Below are 15917 nucleotides of genomic sequence, written 5' to 3' on the forward strand. Positions count from 1 at the left end.
CGTGAGTACGGAGGAACGTAACGATGCGTCACCTTCCCATCTGCACACATCGACGAAGAGTGCTTACGGCAGCGGTCGTGGCCCTGGTGTGGGCGGGCGGAGCGTCCCCTGCGGGCCCGGCGGCCGCCGTGGCACCGGCCACGACCCCCTCCGCGGCATCGGCGCCGACGACGCCGGCCGACGCCTCACCGGTGGACGACGGGCTCGCCCTCACTCCGCCCATGGGGTTCAACAACTGGAACTCCACGCACTGCAGGGCCGAATTCAACGAGGCGATGGTCAAGGGCATCGCCGACATCTTCGTCGAAAAGGGCCTCAAGGACGCGGGATATCAGTACGTCAACCTCGACGACTGCTGGGCGCTACCCGAGCGCGACGCCGGAGGAAAGCTCGTGCCCGACCCGGTGCGCTTCCCGAACGGCATCAAGGCAGTGGCCGATTATGTCCACTCCAAAGGGCTGAAATTCGGTATCTACACGAGCGCCGGGACAAAGACCTGCAACCCCGCGGGATTCCCGGGCGGTCTGGGACACGAGTACAGCGATGCCCAGCAGTTCGCCGACTGGGGCGTCGACTACCTCAAGTACGACAACTGCAACAACCAGGGCGTGGACGCGAAACTGCGCTACAACACGATGCGCGACGCACTGAAGGCCACCGGTCGGCCCATCGTGTACAGCCTCTGCGAATGGGGCGAGAACAAGCCTTGGGAATGGGCGGCGGACACCGGCCATCTGTGGCGCACCACGGGCGACATCAGCGACAGCTGGGGCTCCATGCTCTCGATCATGAAGCAGAACCTGCCCCTCGCGCCGTACGCGGGACCGGGGAACTGGAACGACCCCGACATGCTGGAGGTCGGCAACGGCGGCATGACGGACACCGAGTACCGCACCCACTTCTCCATGTGGTCGATCATGGCCGCTCCCCTGCTCATCGGCTCGGACCTGCGCAAAGCGACCCCGGAGACCTTCGAGATCCTGGGCAATCGCGAGGTCATCGCCGTCGACCAGGACCCGCTGGGCAAGCAGGGCGCCGTCGTGTCGTCGGGGGCCGGCCGGTGGGTGGTCGCCAAGGAGATGGCGGACGGCAGCCGGGCCGTCGCGCTCTTCAACGAGAGCGCCAGTCCGCAGCGGATCGCGACGACCGCACGGGAGGTCGGACTCCCGGAGGCGGCGGGATACCGGCTCCGCGACCTGTGGCGGCACACCGACCGCAACACCGCGGGCGCGATCGCGGCGACCGTGCCCGCGCACGGCACGGTGCTGGTCCGGGTGTCGGCAGGCTCGGGCTGGGCGCAGCTGCCGCCCGCCGTCGAACTCGCCGCCGGCGAGGGGCTGATGACCGAGGCGGGCGAGCGCGCCGAGCTGACGACCGAGGTCACCGATCTGGGCCGTACGCCCGCACGGGACGTGTCGGTGTCGCTGACCGGACCCGAGGGCTGGCGGATCGAGCCCGCCTCCCGCACGTCGACACCGCTGCTGCGGACCGGCGGGAAGCTCACCACCGGCTGGCGGGTCACGGCGCCGGAGGATGCGGCGGACGGTTCGTACGGGCTGACGCTGACGGCCACGTACCGGGCACCGGACGGGAAGCGCATCACCGAGACCGTACCGGCGGCCGCCCAGGTGGTGACGGCCCCGCCCGCCGGGGCCTCGTACCTCAGCGACCTCGGGCCGCTCAGCGCCACCAACGGCTGGGGGCCGGTCGAGAAGGACCGCAGCAACGGCGAGAGCGGCGCCGGCGACGGCCGTCCGATCACCATCGGCGGCCAGGTCTTCGCCAAGGGCCTCGGCGTCCACGCGGGGAGCACCGTCGAGTACTACACCGGGGGACGCTGCACCTCCGTGACGGCCCAGGTCGGCCTGGACGACGAGTCGGGCACCCGCGGCACGGTCGCCTTCGAGATCTGGGCCGATGGCAGGAAGGCCGCGGCGACGGACGTCCTCACGAACGAGTCGGCAGCACAGCCGCTCTCGGCGGAGGTGTCCGGTGCCCAGGTCGTACGCCTGGTCGTGACCGACGGCGGTGACGGCATCGACTACGACCACGCGGACTGGGCGGAGCCGAGGCTGACCTGCTGAGGGCCGGAAGAGCGAAGGGACGGGCCCCGCGGGGCCCGTCCCCTGTCGGCAAACCACCCAGGTGGGGCATCATGCGGCCGCCGCGCCGGTAATCGCGTTCCCCCGCTCGGCTCAGCGTACGGCGCCTTATGGGTCATTTCATCGAGCTATATAGGGAATTACGTGGTTATGGTCGGCGTGTTGACGCCTCATCGGAAGGGGGCGTCCGAACAGATCTCGGAGATCTTATGCGTGCAGCAGTTATCGCTCTCGCCCTCGCGGCCTCCATCGCCACGGCCGTGCCGGCAACCGCCGTCACCATGGATGACGGAAACGACGGGCGTGGTGGCGGCAAGATCGAGGTGACGGGCCTGACCAGTGACAACCGGCTGGTGGAGTTCCGTGAGAACCGCCCCGGCAAGGTCACCTCGATCGGCGCCGTCACCGGGCTCACGGGGGACACGGATCTGGTGGGTATCGACTACCGGGTCCAGAACGGTCTCCTCTACGGAGTCGGCGACCAGGGCGGCATCTACACCCTGGACCCGGACACCGCAGTGGCGACAATGGTCAGCCAGCTCACGGTGGCCCTGTCCGGCAGCTCGTTCGGCGTGGACTTCAACCCCGCCGCCAACCGCCTGCGGATCGTCAGTGACACCGGGCAGAACCTCCGCCACAACATCGACGACCTCTCGGCCCCGCTGACCACGACCGTCGATGCCCCGCTGACCCATGTGTCGCCGGCCGGGCCGGCGAACGGAGTCACCGCAGCGGCCTACACCAACAACGACGGTGACGCGACGACGGGGACCACCCTGTTCGTCATCGACACGGTCAACAACCAGGTCGCGATCCAGTCCCCGGCGAACGCCGGCACCCTCGTTCCCACCGGTGCCCTGGGCGTCGACGCGGGCCTTGAGGCCGGCTTCGACATCTACTACTCGGCCAAGAACGGCAGCAATCGCGGCTTCGCCGTCCTGCAGGTCAACGGCGCCAGCGGCTTCTACGAGATCAACCTGCTGACGGGCCGTGCCACCAGCGAGGGCGCCTTCCCGGCGGCCGCCCAGGTGGTCGACATCGCGGTTCCGCTGAACCAGAACAACAAGAGCTGACTCGCGCGGTCGCGCCCTTGGAATGAGTCGTGCTGTGCCGGAGCGACGCTCCGGCACAGCACTGCCGTGTGCGGCGATGCCGTGCCGGTGAAGCACGGCGGGTGAAGCACGACGGGTGAATTCGCCGCCGGGACCGCCCGGTTGACCGGTCAGCCGTTGAGGCTCGCCGCCGCCTCGCCGCGCAGCACGGGCGACGCGGCCGCCGCGGCCCCCAGCAGGCCGGCGTCCGTACCCGTACGCGCGGGCGCGACGACGAGGTCCTGCACGAAGGAGAGCGTGGCGTAGTCCCGGAGGGCACGCCGCAGCGGCGTGAAGAGGACGTCGCCCGCCCCCGCCACTCCCCCGCCGATGACGGCGATACGGATCTCCACCAGCGTCGCGGTCGCCGCGATGCCCGCGGCCAGCGCCTGCGCCGCGCGCTCGAAGGACGCGGCCGCCAGGGGGTCGCCGGCGGCGGCCGCCGCGGCCACGGCGGCGGCCGAGGTGTCGCCGTCCGGGCCCGGCCGCCAGCCGGCCTCGACGGCACGGCGCGCGATGTTGGGTCCGCTGGCGATCCGCTCCACGCAGCCGCGCCCCCCGCACGGGCAGAGATCGCCGTCGAGGTCCACGCTGATGTGGCCGATGTGTCCCGCGTTGCCCGTGGGCCCCGGGTGCAGCTTGCCGCCGAGGACGAGTCCGCCGCCGACGCCCGTGGAGACCACCATGCACAGCGCGTCGTCGTACCCGCGCGCGGCGCCCTGCCAGTGCTCGGCCGCGGTGATCGCGACGCCGTCGCCGACCAGCTCGACGGGCAGCCCGCCGACGGCCGCACGCACCTGGTCCACCAGCGGAAAGCCACGCCAGCCGGGAATGTTGACCGGGCTCACCGTGCCGGCCGACGCGTCCACGGGACCGGCACTGCCGATGCCGACGGCGGTCGTGTGCAGCCACAGCGGGGATGCCGCGAGCTCACCGAGCACCGCCTGGACGGCGCGCATCACCGTCTCGCCGTCCTCACGCGCCGGGGTCGGCCGCTGCGCCCGTACGAGAATCCTGCCGCTGCCGTCCACCAGAGCGCCGGCGATCTTGGTGCCGCCGATGTCGAGCGCGGCGACGAGGTCGTTATGCATCGGGTGTGCGATCTCCCAGGGACTGGCGGGCGACGGGCAGATCCGGCGGACGGCCCGGACCTGCGGCTTCGACGACCAGTCTCCATTGCCCTGACAACGTTGTCCAGGCCCTATGCTCGACGCCACAGCCTTGCATGGCACCAAAGGTGTCCGCAGGCTATACCCCATGTGCCCGCACGGGCACTCCGACGACGACAGGACAGCGCACAGTGGCCGAGTTCGCCCGCCGCCCCGAGACCACCCGCTACGGCACCCGGCCCACCATGAAGGATGTGGCAGCGCGCGCCGGAGTCGGCCTCAAGACGGTGTCCCGGGTGGTCAACGGCGAGCCGGGGGTCACACCGGACACCGAGCGAAGGGTCCAGGAGGCCATCGAGGCGCTGGGCTTCCGGCGCAACGACAGCGCACGGGTGCTCCGCAAGGGGCGTACGGCATCGATCGGGCTGGTCCTGGAGGATCTCGCCGACCCCTTCTACGGTCCCCTGAGCCGCGCCGTCGAGGAAGTCGCCCGGGCCCACGGCGCGCTGCTCATCAACGGCTCCAGCGCGGAGGACCCGGACCGCGAGCAGGAGTTGGCGCTGGCGCTGTGCGCGCGCCGCGTGGACGGGCTGATCGTGATCCCGGCCGGCCGCGACCACCGCTATCTGGAGCCCGAGATCAAGGCGGGCGTGGCGACGGTGTTCGTGGACCGTCCGGCCGGGCGCATCGACGCGGACGTCGTCCTGTCGGACAGCTTCGGCGGCTCCCGGCAGGGCGTCGCGCATCTGGTCGCGCACGGGCACCGCAGGATCGGGTTCATCGGCGACCAGCCGCGGATCCACACGGCGACGGAGCGACTGCGCGGCTACCGCGCCGCGATGGAGGACGCGGGGCTGGACGTGGACGAGCGATGGGTGTCGCTCGGTTCGACGGACCCGGAGCGGGTGACGGAGGCGGTGGAGGCGATGCTGTCGGGGCCCGACCCGGTCACCGCGCTGTTCGCCGGCAACAACCGCGTGACCGTCACCGCCGTCCGGGTGCTGGCGGGGCGCGACAGTCCGGTCGCCCTGGTCGGCTTCGACGACATCGAACTCGCCGATCTGCTGGGCATCACCGTCATCGCACAGGACGCCGCGGCGCTCGGGCGCACGGCGGCGGAGCGGCTGTTCCGCCGGCTCGACGGGGTGGCCGACGAGCCGACGCGGGTCGAGCTGGCGACACGGCTGATCGCCCGCGGCTCGGGCGAAGTGCCGCCGCCCGCCTGAGCCGTACGCACGCGCCCGGGCTCGGACACGCCCCGGGCGCAGGCACGACCCCGGGCTCGGAAACAGCCCGGGCGCAGGCACAACCCCCGGCCCGGAAACAACCCGGGCACAGGCACAACCCCCGGCCCGGACAGGCCCGATCGACCGCGGGCGCGCCCCGGTCTCCGCCAGTGCTGTCCGTAATCACGGGCGTTCGCGCCCGGCTCCGCCGTACGCTCCTCCCCATGACCGAACTCGCCGCCGGCCGGCGGGCATCGAAAGGGGTACACCCGCTGTGGCGCGACCGTGACTTCGCTGTCTTCTGGGCCGCGCAGACCCTCTCGGTCGTCGGAGACTCCTTCGCCCTGATCGCAGTGCCGCTGCTGGTGCTGCACGCGACGGGATCCGTGGCGCAGATGGGCCTGCTGACCGCCGTCGCCGGCGCGGCCTCGCTCGTGGCGGGGGTGTTCGCCGGGGTCGTGGTGGACCGCCTCGACCGCAGGAAGCTGCTGATCGCCTGCGACGTCGCTCGCATGCTGCTCTACGCACTCGTGCCGTTGGTGTGGGCGTTCGGCCCGCGGATCTGGCTGCTCTATGTACTCCTGCCGCTCGGCGAGGCGGTGGGGATGCTGTTCGCCGTCACCTACGTCACCGTCGTACGCAGCCTGGTCAGCGGCGACCGCATCACGGAGGCCAACGGCGGGCTCAACGCGACGGCCGCGGCGGCCGGGGTGATCGGCCCGCTGTGCGCGGGCGTGGTGGCGGCCCGGTTCGGGCCGGCGGCGGCGGTCGGTGTGGACGCGGCGAGCTTCGGCGTCTCCGCGGCCTGCCTGGTCTTCGTACGGTTCAGGGACGGCACGCGGGCGACGCGGAGCGCCGAGCAACCGGGCGCCGAGGCGGGTGCGAAGGCGGCTCCGTGGAGGCTGTGGCAGGACCTGCGCGCCGGGGTGTCCTTCCTGCGCGGGCACCCCGTGCTGCGGGCCCTGACCGTCCTTCTGGCGTTCTTCAGCTTCCTGACGCTCGGTCTGAACGACCTGCTCATCTACCACCTCAAGCACGATCTCGGACAGAGCGACGGCGCGGTGGGCACCGTCTTCGCGTTCGGGGCGCTGGGCACGATCACCGGGGCCCTGCTCGTGGCCCGGATCCGCCGCAGGCTCGGCTTCGGCGCGACCTGGACCGGGGCCGTCGCGGTCTGCGGGCTCGCCGTCGCGGGCATCGGCTGGGCCGGCAGCGTGACGGGCGTCGCCGTCATGGCAGCCGCGTTCCTGGGCTGCGCCGGCATCGCGGGAACGTGCTCGATGTCCCTGCGGCAGGAAGTGACCCCGGAGCACCTGCTGGGACGCGTCACTTCGGCGTTCTGGACGCTCCACTACTCGGCGGCGCCGGTCGGTGCGGCCGTCCTCACCTGGGCCGCGCAACGCCACGGAACGGCCCCGGTGGGTCTGGCCGCCGGTGCGGCCTGCGTGCTCATGGCGGCGCTGGCGCTGTTCACACCGGTCCGCCGGCGCCGCCCGGAGTGCCCCGCGTAGACCGTCGGGGATCGCCCGGTCTCGCCGGGCGGGGGTACGGGGGGACTACTGCGCCGTGGCCGTCAGATCGCCGCGGCGCGGCCGTGCGAAACCGTCGAGCTCGGCGCGCGTCAGTCCGGTGAGCCCGGCCACCTCGTCGCCGTCCAGGGCGCCGCAGTCCAGTCCGCGCAGGAGGTAGCCGCTGAGCGCCTTCGCGGTGGCGGGCTCGTCCATGATGTCGCCCTCGGTCCTGGCGACGTACGCGGCGAGGCGGGCGGCGGCGGCCGCCATCCCCTCGCGGTAGAAGGCGAAGACGGCGGCGTAGCGGGTCGGGAGGTGGCCCGGGTGCATGTCCCAGCCCTGGTAGTACGCGCGGGCCAACGCGCGTCGCGTCAGGCCGTAGTGGAGCCTCCACGCCTCGTGGACGTGGTCGGTGGTCCCCACCGGGAGGACGTTGGTGGAGCCGTCGGAGACGCGGACGCCGGTGCCCGCCGCGGCGACCTGCATGACCGCCTTGGCGTGGTCGGCCGCCGGGTGGTCGCTCGCCTGGTACGCGGCGCTGACGCCGAGGCAGGCGCTGTAGTCGAAGGTGCCGTAGTGCAGTCCGGTGGCGCGCCCCTCGGCGGCGTCGAGCATGCGGGCCACGGTGGCGGTGCCGTCGGCGGCCAGGATGGCCTGGCTGGTCTCGATCTGGATCTCGAAGCCGATCCGGCCGGCGTCGAGGCCGTGGGCCTTCTCGAAGGCTTCGAGGAGCCGGACGAACGCCGCGACCTGCTCGGGGTAGGTCACCTTGGGGAGGGTGAGCACGTGCCCGTCGGGCAAACCGCCGTGCTCCATCAGACCGGTGAGGAAGATGTCCGTGGTGCGGATGCCGCGGTCGCGTACTGCGGCCTCCATGCATTTCATCCGGATGCCCATGTACGGGGCCGCCGTGCCCTCTTCGTACGCCTCGGAGATCAGCCGGGCGGCGCGGGCGGCGTCCGCGTCCTCGTCACGGCCGTGGTAGCCGTCCTCGAAGTCGACGCGGAGGTCCTCGACGGGCTCGCGCTCCAGCTTGGCCCGTACGCGCGTGTGGACGGGCTCGGCGAGTTCCTCGGAGAGGCCGAGCACCCGGGCGAGGGTCGCGGCGTCGGGCGCGTGCTCGTCGAGCGCGGCGAGGGCCTGGTCGCCCCATGAGCGGATGGTTCCGGCGTCGAACGCGTCGCCCGGTACGTAGACGGTGTGAACGGGCTGGCGGGTGCCGGGGTCTCCCGGGTAGCGGCGGGCGAGCTCGGCGTCCACCGGTGCGAGGGAGGCGCTGATGTCCTCGCTGACCGCGCCGGCGAGGCTCGTCGTCACCTTCTCCTGCTGACCCATCGCTGCTCACCCTCCTGTTTTCCGCTGCACGGAATCAGTAATCCGTATGGTGAAGCTATCTGGGTGACCGACCTGCGTCAATGGTCCCCTGCAACGGCGTGGGGCCGCGGGGTGGGGTTCACCGCGCGGCCCCGTGGTGGGGGTGGGGGGTGTCGGGTTCAGCTCTTGCGGGTGTTGATTTCCTGGGTGAGTTGGGGGACGACGTCGAAGAGGTCGCCGACGATGCCGTAGTCGACGAGGTCGAAGATGGGGGCTTCGGCGTCCTTGTTGATCGCGACGATGGTCTTGGAGGTCTGCATGCCGGCCCGGTGCTGGATCGCGCCGGAGATACCGGAGGCGATGTACAGCTGGGGGGAGACGCTCTTGCCGGTCTGGCCGACCTGGTTGGAGTGCGGGTACCAGCCGGCGTCGACCGCGGCGCGGGAGGCACCGACCGCGGCCCCCAGGGAGTCGGCGAGCGCTTCGATGATCGCGAAGTTCTCCGCGCCGTTGACACCGCGGCCGCCGGAGACCACGATCGCGGCCTCGGTCAGCTCCGGACGGCCGGTCGACTCCCGCGGCGTGCGGGAGACGATCTTCGTGCCGGTGGCCTGCTCACCGAAGGACACCGTCAGCGCCTCGACACTACCGGCGGCCGGGGCGGCCTGGACCGGGGCCGAGTTCGGCTTCACGGTGATGACCGGCGTGCCCTTGGACACCCGGGAGGTGGTGGTGAACGCGGCGGCGAACGCGGACTGCGTGGCCACCGGACCCTGCTCGCCGGCCTCCAGATCGATCGCGTCGGTGATGATGCCCGAACCGATCCGCACCGCCAGACGCGCGGCGATCTCCTTGCCCTCGGCCGAGGACGGCACCAACACCGCCACCGGCGAGGTGGCCTCGTAGGCGGCCTGCAACGCGTCCACCTTCGGGACCACCAGATAGTCGGCGAACTCGGGGGCATCGGCGGTCAGGACCCTGACCGCGCCGTGCTCGGCGAGCGTAGCGGCGGTGGCCTCGGCACCGGGGCCGAGCGCGACGGCGACCGGCTCACCGATACGGCGGGCCAGCGTCAGCAGCTCCAGCGTGGGCTTGCGGACGGCACCGTCCACGTGGTCGACATAGACGAGAACTTCAGCCATGGAACGTCTTCTCTCCTGCGTGCAAAGTATGCGAGACGGGACGAGCGGGCGGGCGGGGCGGGCGGGGTGAGCGGGGCGGTTGGGGTGAAGGGCCGGGGCTCAGATGAACTTCTGCCCGGCCAGGAACGCGGCCAGCTGCCTGCCGCCCTCGCCCTCGTCCTTGACGATCGTGCCCGCGCTGCGGGCCGGACGCTCGACCGCGGAATCCACCGCGGTCCAGGCACCCTCCAGACCCACCTCGTCCGCGTCGATCTCCAGATCGGACAGGTCCAGCGACTCCACCGGCTTCTTCTTCGCCGCCATGATCCCCTTGAACGACGGGTAACGCGCCTCGCCCGACTGGTCCGTCACCGACACCACGGCCGGCAGCGACGCCTCCAACTGCTCCGACGCGGTGTCACCATCCCGCCGACCCGTGACCACACCGCCCTCGACCGCAACCTCCGACAGCAGCGTGACCTGCGGAACACCCAACCGCTCCGCCAGGATCGCCGGCAGCACCCCCATCGTGCCGTCGGTCGAGGCCATACCACAGACGACCAGGTCGAAACCGGTCCTCTCGATCGCCTTCGCCAGCACCAACGACGTGCCCATCACATCCGAACCGTGCAGATCATCGTCCTCGACATGAACCGCCCGGTCCGCACCCATCGACAACGCCTTACGCAACGCATCCCGGGCATCCTCCGGACCCACCGTCACCACAGTGACCTCCGCATCACCCGACGCCTCCGCGATCTGCAACGCCTGCTCCACCGCATACTCGTCCAGCTCGGAAAGCAGACCGTCCACATCGTCCCGATCAACCGTCAGGTCATCACCGAAACGCCGGTCACCAGTCGCGTCGGGCACAAACTTCACAGTGACAACGATCCTCAAGCTCACGCCGGCTCTCCTACTGCATCGTCATTTCTCGGCTGCCTTCTGCAGGCAGCATAGGCGCCTGAAGCGGCCGATCCCGGTCGGAGCGCCCCGCGCTCCGCACGAAATATTACTCGCCAGTAGAGCGGGCCGACGACGGATGAGCAAGCGCTTGGAACTGTGACCTTGACAACGCTGCGTAATCACTGGTGCCGGGAGCTTCCGGCGGCCCGGAACTCCTCAGTCCCTCAGGGAGTTGAAGCGGCCCTGGTGGTACAGCAGCGGACGCCCCGCTCCGGCGGGGTCGCCCGCGACGGCCTCGGCGATGACGATCCGATGGTCCCCCGCGGGCACCCGGGCCACGACACGGCAGACCAGCCAGGCCAGCACCCCGTCGAGGACGGGGACGCCCGCGGGTCCGGTACGCCATCGGGTGGGCGGGGCGAAGCGCTCGGCGCCGCTGCGCGCGAAGGTGGCGGCCAGCTCGCGCTGGTGTTCACCGAGTACGTGGACACCGATGTGGCCGGCCTGGGAGACGACGGGCCAGCTGGACGACGCGGTCCCGATCCCGAAGGAGACCAACGGGGGCTCGGCGGCGACGGAGTTGAGGGAGGTGGCGGTGAAGCCGACGGGACGGTCGCCGTGGGCCGTGATGACCGCGACACCTGCCGCGTGCTGCCGGAAAACGGCGCGGAGCAGGTCGGGGGAGGCCAGTTGGGGGACGCCGAGATCGGGCGTAGCCGTCATGGAGTTGTCCTTCTTGTCCTTCTGCGGGGGATGCGTACGGGTCCTTGGCTGCTCAGACACCCGGACAGCGCGCACTCGCGTTGCGGCCCAGGTCAACGTGGGCCCTGCGGTGGAGAAGGAGTTGAGGTGGCACCTCGTCAGACTGACGATCGATGGCCAGTGCAGTCAAGCGCGTACCGGAATATGCGAGCAGCGTCACGACGCGTTCACTCCGCGCCGCGACCGGTCCCGTCCTGGACCGCAGCGCCCAGCGCCGCGATGACGTCGGCCTTGCGGGGCTGTCCCGACGCGCGGCGTACGATCCGGCCCCGGGCGTCCAGGACCAGCACGGTCGGCGTCTTCAGGATGTCCAGTTCGCGCACGAGCGAGAGCCGGTCCTCGGCGTCGAGTTCGACGTGGACGACGCCGTCGACCATGTCCACCACCTCGGCGAGCGTGCGCCGGGTCGCCCTGCAGGGCTGGCAGAAGGCGCTGGAGAACTGCACCAGCGTGGCCCGCTCCCCCAGTTCCGCGCCCAGCTCGGCCGCCCCGAGCCTGCGCTCCTCGTCCCGCCCCCGCACCTTCAGCCTCCCGCTCGTCCGCCGGTGCAGCAGGCCGAAGGCCCCCGCCACCGCGAGGACCGCCGCACACACCACAAGTCCGGTCATCGTTCCCTTCCGATCCGACTGCCTTGCCAGCGTTCACACGACCGCAAAGATTCCCGTGCTCCCCCTCCGCGTCTGCTGCGGGATGCTGGTCGCCATGGATGCCGCCATGAACATCGACGTCAGAGGGCCGCGCTTCGGCGCCGCCGTCACCACGGTCGTACTCGCCGCCGTTCTCATCACCTCCAGCTGGGCGCTGCTCGCCTGGCAGACGCTGTGCTTCGCCGTGGGGTCGGTGGCCGGCGTGCAGCGTTCACCGTACGGGTTGCTGTTCCGGGGCCTCATACGCCCGAGGATCGGTCCGCCCACGGAGGTCGAGTCTCCCGGACCGCCGCGGTTCGCGCAGAGGGTCGGGCTCGGCTTCGCGCTGCTGGGACTCGTCGGCTACGCCTGGGGGCCGCAGTGGCTGGGGATGGCGGCCGCGGCGTGCGCGCTTGCCGCCGCGTTCCTGAACGCGGCGTTCTCGTACTGCCTGGGGTGTGAGCTCTATCTGCTGCTCCGCCGGGCGGCTCCGGCCCGCGGATGACACACGGTTGCCCCACGGACGGACGTCGATGACGCGCGGAGGGAACGCGGAATGCCGCGATCCGTGACACGACGTGACGAGAATCTCGCCGTGTGAGGCGCCCAGGACTGGCCGTAACGCCGCGCATGGGGCACCATCTGCCCAATGCCGAAAACCTACGGCTGCGTAACTTCCGCCGGGTGAACCCTCCCGGGGCACAGTAAGGAAGGGTCTCCCGACAGATGGCAGAGCTCGTCTACCGGCCGGTCATCGGCGCCGCACTCACGATGTTCAAGGCGCTCGACCTGAAGATCGAGACCAAGGGGGCGGAGAACATTCCGCGCTCCGGCGGCGCGGTGCTGGTGAGCAACCACATCAGCTACCTCGACTTCGTCTTCTCCGGCCTCGCGGCGCTGCCGCAGAAGCGGCTGGTCCGCTTCATGGCGAAGGAGTCGGTGTTCCGGCACCGGATCTCGGGCCCGCTGATGCGCGGGATGAAGCACATCCCCGTCGACCGCGCCCAGGGCGAGGCGGCGTACGCGCACGCGCTGGACTCGCTGCGCTCCGGCGAGATCGTCGGGGTCTTCCCCGAGGCCACGATCTCGCAGTCGTTCACCCTGAAGAGCTTCAAGTCGGGTGCCGCGCGACTCGCCCAGGAGGCCGGGGTGCCGCTGGTCCCGATGGCGCTGTGGGGCACCCAGCGGCTGTGGACGAAGGGGCGGCCGAAGAACCTCAGGCGCAGCCACATCCCGGTGACGATCCGGGTCGGAGAGCCGGTGGAGGCCCCCTCCGACCAGTACGCGGGCGCGATCACCCGGCGGCTGCGGGAGCGTGTGCAGGAGCTGCTTGAGGCGGCGCAGCGCGCCTACCCGGTGCGCCCCAAGGACGCGGGCGACACCTGGTGGGTGCCCTCGCACCTCGGGGGCACGGCGCCTTCCCCCGCGGAGATCCGCGAGGCCGAGCGGAGCGTTCAGAACGGCTGAGGCCGTTGGGGCGTCGTAGCCGCTGAAACGTCACTCCGGGGTGCGGACGGTGATCCGCGCCCCGGGGCTCAGTTTCTCCAGGGACTCGGCGAGTTCCGCACCCGCCGCCCGGAGCGCGTCGATGGTCATCGGAGCGAGCGATTCCAGCAGGAAGATCGCGTTCACCGACTCCTCGGTGAGCCGGGTGCGCGGGCCCTGCCGCCAGTTCCAGCGCCGACAGGTGACACCCGCGTCGTCGCACCAGACGATCTCACCCGCGTCCGGGTGCTCGACCGTCTCCACCCCCGCCGCGACCGTGGTGAACGGCTCGTCGCCGACGGCGCGCACCAGGCTCATACCGCCCTGGATGTGGTCGAGGTCCTCACCGCCGACGGGGACGAGGTGGGCCACACTGATCGCGTTGTACGCGTCGACCAGCAGATTGATGCGCGGCAGCCCGCCGTCCGCCAGGGCGCGCCTGGCGAGCGCCTCCGCCGAGTTGCGGGTACGGGTCGGCTTGGCGCCGAAGGCGGTGTAGGCGGCGCGCCAGGCGGCGATGTGCGGGTCCTCGTGCGGCGCCCGGCCGTCGAGCCGCTCGGCGAGCCTGCGCGCCGCGTCATCCAGCAGTGCCGAACTCGCGGCGTTGCTGGGCGCGTTGACCAGGCCGTGGGCTTCGATCGCGAGATGGGTGAAGCCGGGGACGAGGCTGCGCACCTCGTCGGACACGGTGAGCGTGAGGGTCATCGTCTGCCTTGCTTCGGCGCTTCACAGCGCAACGGAGTGGACTGCACAGTCCATGATACGGCACTGTGCAGTCCACTCCATCAATCTCCGCCCCCGGGGGCCGTCGGCAGCGCTACCTGGCCATCTCTTCCTTCAGAGCGAGCAGGAACGCGTCCACGTCGTCCTCGCCGGTGTCGAAGGAGCACATCCACCGGACATCACCGGCCGCCTCGTCCCAGAAGTAGAAGCGGAACCGCTGCTGGAGCCGGCGGCTCACCTCGTGCGGCAGTCGGGCGAAGACCGCGTTGGCCTGCACCGGGTAGAGGATCTCGACACCGTCCACCGCGCGCACGCCGTCGGCGAGGCGCTGCGCCATCGCGTTGGAGTGCCGGGCGTTGCGCAGCCACAGGTCCTTGGCGAGCAGGGCCTCCAACTGCACCGACACGAACCGCATCTTGGAGGCGAGCTGCATCGACAGCTTGCGCAGGTGCTTCATATGGCTGACGGCGTCGGGGTTGAGCACGACGACGGCCTCACCGAAGAGCATCCCGTTCTTCGTGCCGCCGTACGAGATGACGTCCACGCCGACCGCGTTGGTGAACGCGCGCATCGGCACGTCCAGCGACGCGGCGGCGTTGGCTATCCGGGCCCCGTCGAGATGGACCTTCATGCCGAGGCCGTGCGCGTGCTCGACGATCGCACGGATCTCGTCCACCGTGTAGACGGTGCCGAGTTCGGTGTTCTGGGTGATCGAGACGACCTGCGGCATGGCACGGTGCTCGTCGTCCCAGCCGTACGCCTGCCGGTCGATCAGCTCGGGCGTGAGCTTGCCGTCCGGCGTCGGGACGGTCAGCAGCTTGATGCCGCCGACCCGCTCCGGCGCCCCGCACTCGTCGACGTTGATGTGCGCCGACTCGGCGCAGATCACCGCGCCCCAGCGGTCGGTGAGCGCCTGGAGCGCGACGACGTTGGCCCCGGTGCCGTTGAAGACGGGGAACGCCTCGGCGGACGAGCCGAAGTGGCTGTGCATGATCCGCTGGAGGTGGTCCGTGTAGTCGTCCTCGCCGTAGGAGACCTGGTGGCCGCCGTTGGCCAGGGCCAGGGCGGCCAGGATCTCCGGGTGCGCACCCGCGTAGTTGTCGCTGGCGAAGCCCCGTACGTCGGGGTCGTGGTGTCGGCGGGCGTCCGTCCTCAGGGGCGTCGACGGGGTCACGGCTCGGGGGTCAGCCACAGACGCTGTCCATTCACTTCCGGGGCGGGCCGGTCCCAGACTCCGGCAATGGCCTCGGCCAGTTCCTCGACGTCCGTGAAGCCCGCGAACTTCGCATTGGGGCGCTCGGCGCGCATGGCGTCGTGCACCAGTGCCTTGATGATCAGGATGGCAGCCGCGGCGCGCGGGCCCTCCTCGCCCCCAGCCTTCCGGAAGGAGTCGGCGAGCGCCAGGGTCCATGCCTCGGCGGCCGCCTTGGCCGCGGCATAGGCGGCGTTGCCCTCGGTGGGCCTGGCCGCGCCGGACTGGCTGACCAGCACGAAGCGGCCCCGGTCGCTGCGCTTGAGTGCGTCGTGGAAGGCGAGCGAGGTGTGCTGGACCGTGCGGATCAGCAGCCGCTCCAGCAGCTCCCAGTCGGCGAGGTCCGTCTCGGCGAAGGTCGCGCTGCCGCGCCAGCCGCCGACGAGATGCACCAGCCCGTCGACGCGGCCGAACTCCTTCTCGGTCTGGTTGGCCCAGTCACGGGCCGCGTTCGGGTCGAGCAGATCGACCGTGTCCCCGGTGACGGTCGCCCCACCGTGGGCGTACCGGGCGGCGTCGACCGCCTCGGCGAGGCGCTCGGTGTCCGCGTCGGCGCCCACGACGACCGCTCCTGCCTCCGCAAGGCGGAGCAGTGTGGCACGGCCGGCCGGTCCTGCGGCCCCGGCGACCGCGATCACGGCACCGTCCAGCACGCCACCGTTGTTGTTCGAGTCCATCCGGGTCTCCTC

Annotated in this window: 15 protein-coding genes; 6 read left to right on the top strand and 9 right to left on the bottom strand. The window is 71.2% G+C overall.

The genetic code is table 11. From position 1 onward, the window contains the following. Positions 1 to 23 precede the first annotated feature (23 nt). The gene (locus KK483_RS02125; RefSeq protein ID WP_262003209.1) at positions 24 to 2084 is read left to right on the top strand and encodes an NPCBM/NEW2 domain-containing protein; all 2061 of its coding nucleotides are present in this window, start codon (positions 24 to 26) and stop codon (positions 2082 to 2084) included. Between the two features lie 227 nt (positions 2085 to 2311). Next, positions 2312 to 3175, top strand: a complete 864-nt coding sequence (locus KK483_RS02130; RefSeq protein ID WP_262003211.1) for a DUF4394 domain-containing protein — start codon at positions 2312 to 2314, stop codon at positions 3173 to 3175. Positions 3176 to 3324: 149 nt separating this feature from the next. Here KK483_RS02130 and KK483_RS02135 read toward each other — a convergent pair whose 3' ends face one another. After that, on the bottom strand, positions 3325 to 4284 hold the full coding sequence (locus tag KK483_RS02135; RefSeq protein ID WP_262003213.1) for an ROK family protein: 960 nt from the start codon (positions 4282 to 4284) through the stop codon (positions 3325 to 3327). A gap of 209 nt (positions 4285 to 4493) precedes the next feature. Here KK483_RS02135 and KK483_RS02140 point away from each other — a divergent pair, with 209 nt between their 5' ends. Together KK483_RS02140 and KK483_RS02145 are read left to right on the top strand one after the other, a co-directional pair. Then, on the top strand, positions 4494 to 5528 hold the full coding sequence (locus KK483_RS02140) for a LacI family DNA-binding transcriptional regulator (protein WP_399013079.1): 1035 nt from the start codon (positions 4494 to 4496) through the stop codon (positions 5526 to 5528). Between the two features lie 224 nt (positions 5529 to 5752). Then, the gene (locus KK483_RS02145) at positions 5753 to 7039 is read left to right on the top strand and encodes an MFS transporter (protein ID WP_262003215.1); all 1287 of its coding nucleotides are present in this window, start codon (positions 5753 to 5755) and stop codon (positions 7037 to 7039) included. Between the two features lie 45 nt (positions 7040 to 7084). Here KK483_RS02145 and KK483_RS02150 read toward each other — a convergent pair whose 3' ends face one another. The 5 genes from KK483_RS02150 to KK483_RS02170 form a co-directional block, all read right to left on the bottom strand. Beyond that, a complete protein-coding gene (locus KK483_RS02150) occupies positions 7085 to 8374 on the bottom strand; it encodes an HpcH/HpaI aldolase/citrate lyase family protein (RefSeq protein ID WP_262003217.1) in 1290 nt (429 codons plus the stop codon). Between the two features lie 158 nt (positions 8375 to 8532). After that, a complete protein-coding gene (locus tag KK483_RS02155) occupies positions 8533 to 9495 on the bottom strand; it encodes an electron transfer flavoprotein subunit alpha/FixB family protein (RefSeq protein ID WP_262003218.1) in 963 nt (320 codons plus the stop codon). 99 nt (positions 9496 to 9594) lie between these two features. Continuing rightward, complete coding sequence (locus KK483_RS02160; protein WP_262003220.1) at positions 9595 to 10380, bottom strand: electron transfer flavoprotein subunit beta/FixA family protein; 786 nt, start codon at positions 10378 to 10380, stop codon at positions 9595 to 9597. Between the two features lie 216 nt (positions 10381 to 10596). Further along, a complete protein-coding gene (locus KK483_RS02165; RefSeq protein ID WP_262009314.1) occupies positions 10597 to 11103 on the bottom strand; it encodes a flavin reductase family protein in 507 nt (168 codons plus the stop codon). A gap of 206 nt (positions 11104 to 11309) precedes the next feature. Next, complete coding sequence (locus KK483_RS02170) at positions 11310 to 11750, bottom strand: thioredoxin family protein (protein ID WP_262003221.1); 441 nt, start codon at positions 11748 to 11750, stop codon at positions 11310 to 11312. A gap of 106 nt (positions 11751 to 11856) precedes the next feature. On the opposite strand from KK483_RS02170, the gene KK483_RS02175 reads away from it, so the two are divergent. Next, complete coding sequence (locus KK483_RS02175; protein ID WP_262009315.1) at positions 11857 to 12273, top strand: DUF4395 domain-containing protein; 417 nt, start codon at positions 11857 to 11859, stop codon at positions 12271 to 12273. A 221-nt stretch (positions 12274 to 12494) separates the two neighbouring features. Next, positions 12495 to 13235, top strand: a complete 741-nt coding sequence (locus KK483_RS02180) for a 1-acyl-sn-glycerol-3-phosphate acyltransferase (RefSeq protein WP_262003223.1) — start codon at positions 12495 to 12497, stop codon at positions 13233 to 13235. A 30-nt stretch (positions 13236 to 13265) separates the two neighbouring features. Here the strand turns inward: KK483_RS02180 and KK483_RS02185 are convergent, their stop codons facing one another. From KK483_RS02185 to KK483_RS02195, 3 genes are all read right to left on the bottom strand, one after another. Then, a complete protein-coding gene (locus KK483_RS02185) occupies positions 13266 to 13958 on the bottom strand; it encodes a B3/4 domain-containing protein (protein WP_262003225.1) in 693 nt (230 codons plus the stop codon). Positions 13959 to 14070: 112 nt separating this feature from the next. Next, positions 14071 to 15132, bottom strand: coding sequence for a low specificity L-threonine aldolase (locus KK483_RS02190; protein WP_262009316.1), 1062 nt, complete (start codon positions 15130 to 15132; stop codon positions 14071 to 14073). Between the two features lie 14 nt (positions 15133 to 15146). Next, on the bottom strand, positions 15147 to 15905 hold the full coding sequence (locus KK483_RS02195; RefSeq protein WP_262003227.1) for an SDR family NAD(P)-dependent oxidoreductase: 759 nt from the start codon (positions 15903 to 15905) through the stop codon (positions 15147 to 15149). Between the last annotated feature and the right edge of the window lie 12 nt (positions 15906 to 15917).

The sequence above is a fragment of the Streptomyces sp. FIT100 genome (assembly GCF_024584805.1).
Lineage (GTDB): Bacteria > Actinomycetota > Actinomycetes > Streptomycetales > Streptomycetaceae > Streptomyces.

What these genes read in the sequence shown, in the direction of transcription:
- KK483_RS02145 (WP_262003215.1), top strand. Translation starts at nt 5,753, where the DNA reads ATGACCGAACTCGCCGCCGGCCGGCGGGCATCGAAAGGGGTACACCCG.
- KK483_RS02195 (WP_262003227.1), bottom strand. Translation starts at nt 15,905, where the DNA reads ATGGACTCGAACAACAACGGTGGCGTGCTGGACGGTGCCGTGATCGCG.
- KK483_RS02135 (WP_262003213.1), bottom strand. Translation starts at nt 4,284, where the DNA reads ATGCATAACGACCTCGTCGCCGCGCTCGACATCGGCGGCACCAAGATC.
- KK483_RS02125 (WP_262003209.1), top strand. Translation starts at nt 24, where the DNA reads ATGCGTCACCTTCCCATCTGCACACATCGACGAAGAGTGCTTACGGCA.
- KK483_RS02165 (WP_262009314.1), bottom strand. Translation starts at nt 11,103, where the DNA reads ATGACGGCTACGCCCGATCTCGGCGTCCCCCAACTGGCCTCCCCCGAC.
- KK483_RS02155 (WP_262003218.1), bottom strand. Translation starts at nt 9,495, where the DNA reads ATGGCTGAAGTTCTCGTCTATGTCGACCACGTGGACGGTGCCGTCCGC.
- KK483_RS02170 (WP_262003221.1), bottom strand. Translation starts at nt 11,750, where the DNA reads ATGACCGGACTTGTGGTGTGTGCGGCGGTCCTCGCGGTGGCGGGGGCC.
- KK483_RS02150 (WP_262003217.1), bottom strand. Translation starts at nt 8,374, where the DNA reads ATGGGTCAGCAGGAGAAGGTGACGACGAGCCTCGCCGGCGCGGTCAGC.
- KK483_RS02130 (WP_262003211.1), top strand. Translation starts at nt 2,312, where the DNA reads ATGCGTGCAGCAGTTATCGCTCTCGCCCTCGCGGCCTCCATCGCCACG.
- KK483_RS02185 (WP_262003225.1), bottom strand. Translation starts at nt 13,958, where the DNA reads ATGACCCTCACGCTCACCGTGTCCGACGAGGTGCGCAGCCTCGTCCCC.
- KK483_RS02175 (WP_262009315.1), top strand. Translation starts at nt 11,857, where the DNA reads ATGAACATCGACGTCAGAGGGCCGCGCTTCGGCGCCGCCGTCACCACG.
- KK483_RS02180 (WP_262003223.1), top strand. Translation starts at nt 12,495, where the DNA reads ATGGCAGAGCTCGTCTACCGGCCGGTCATCGGCGCCGCACTCACGATG.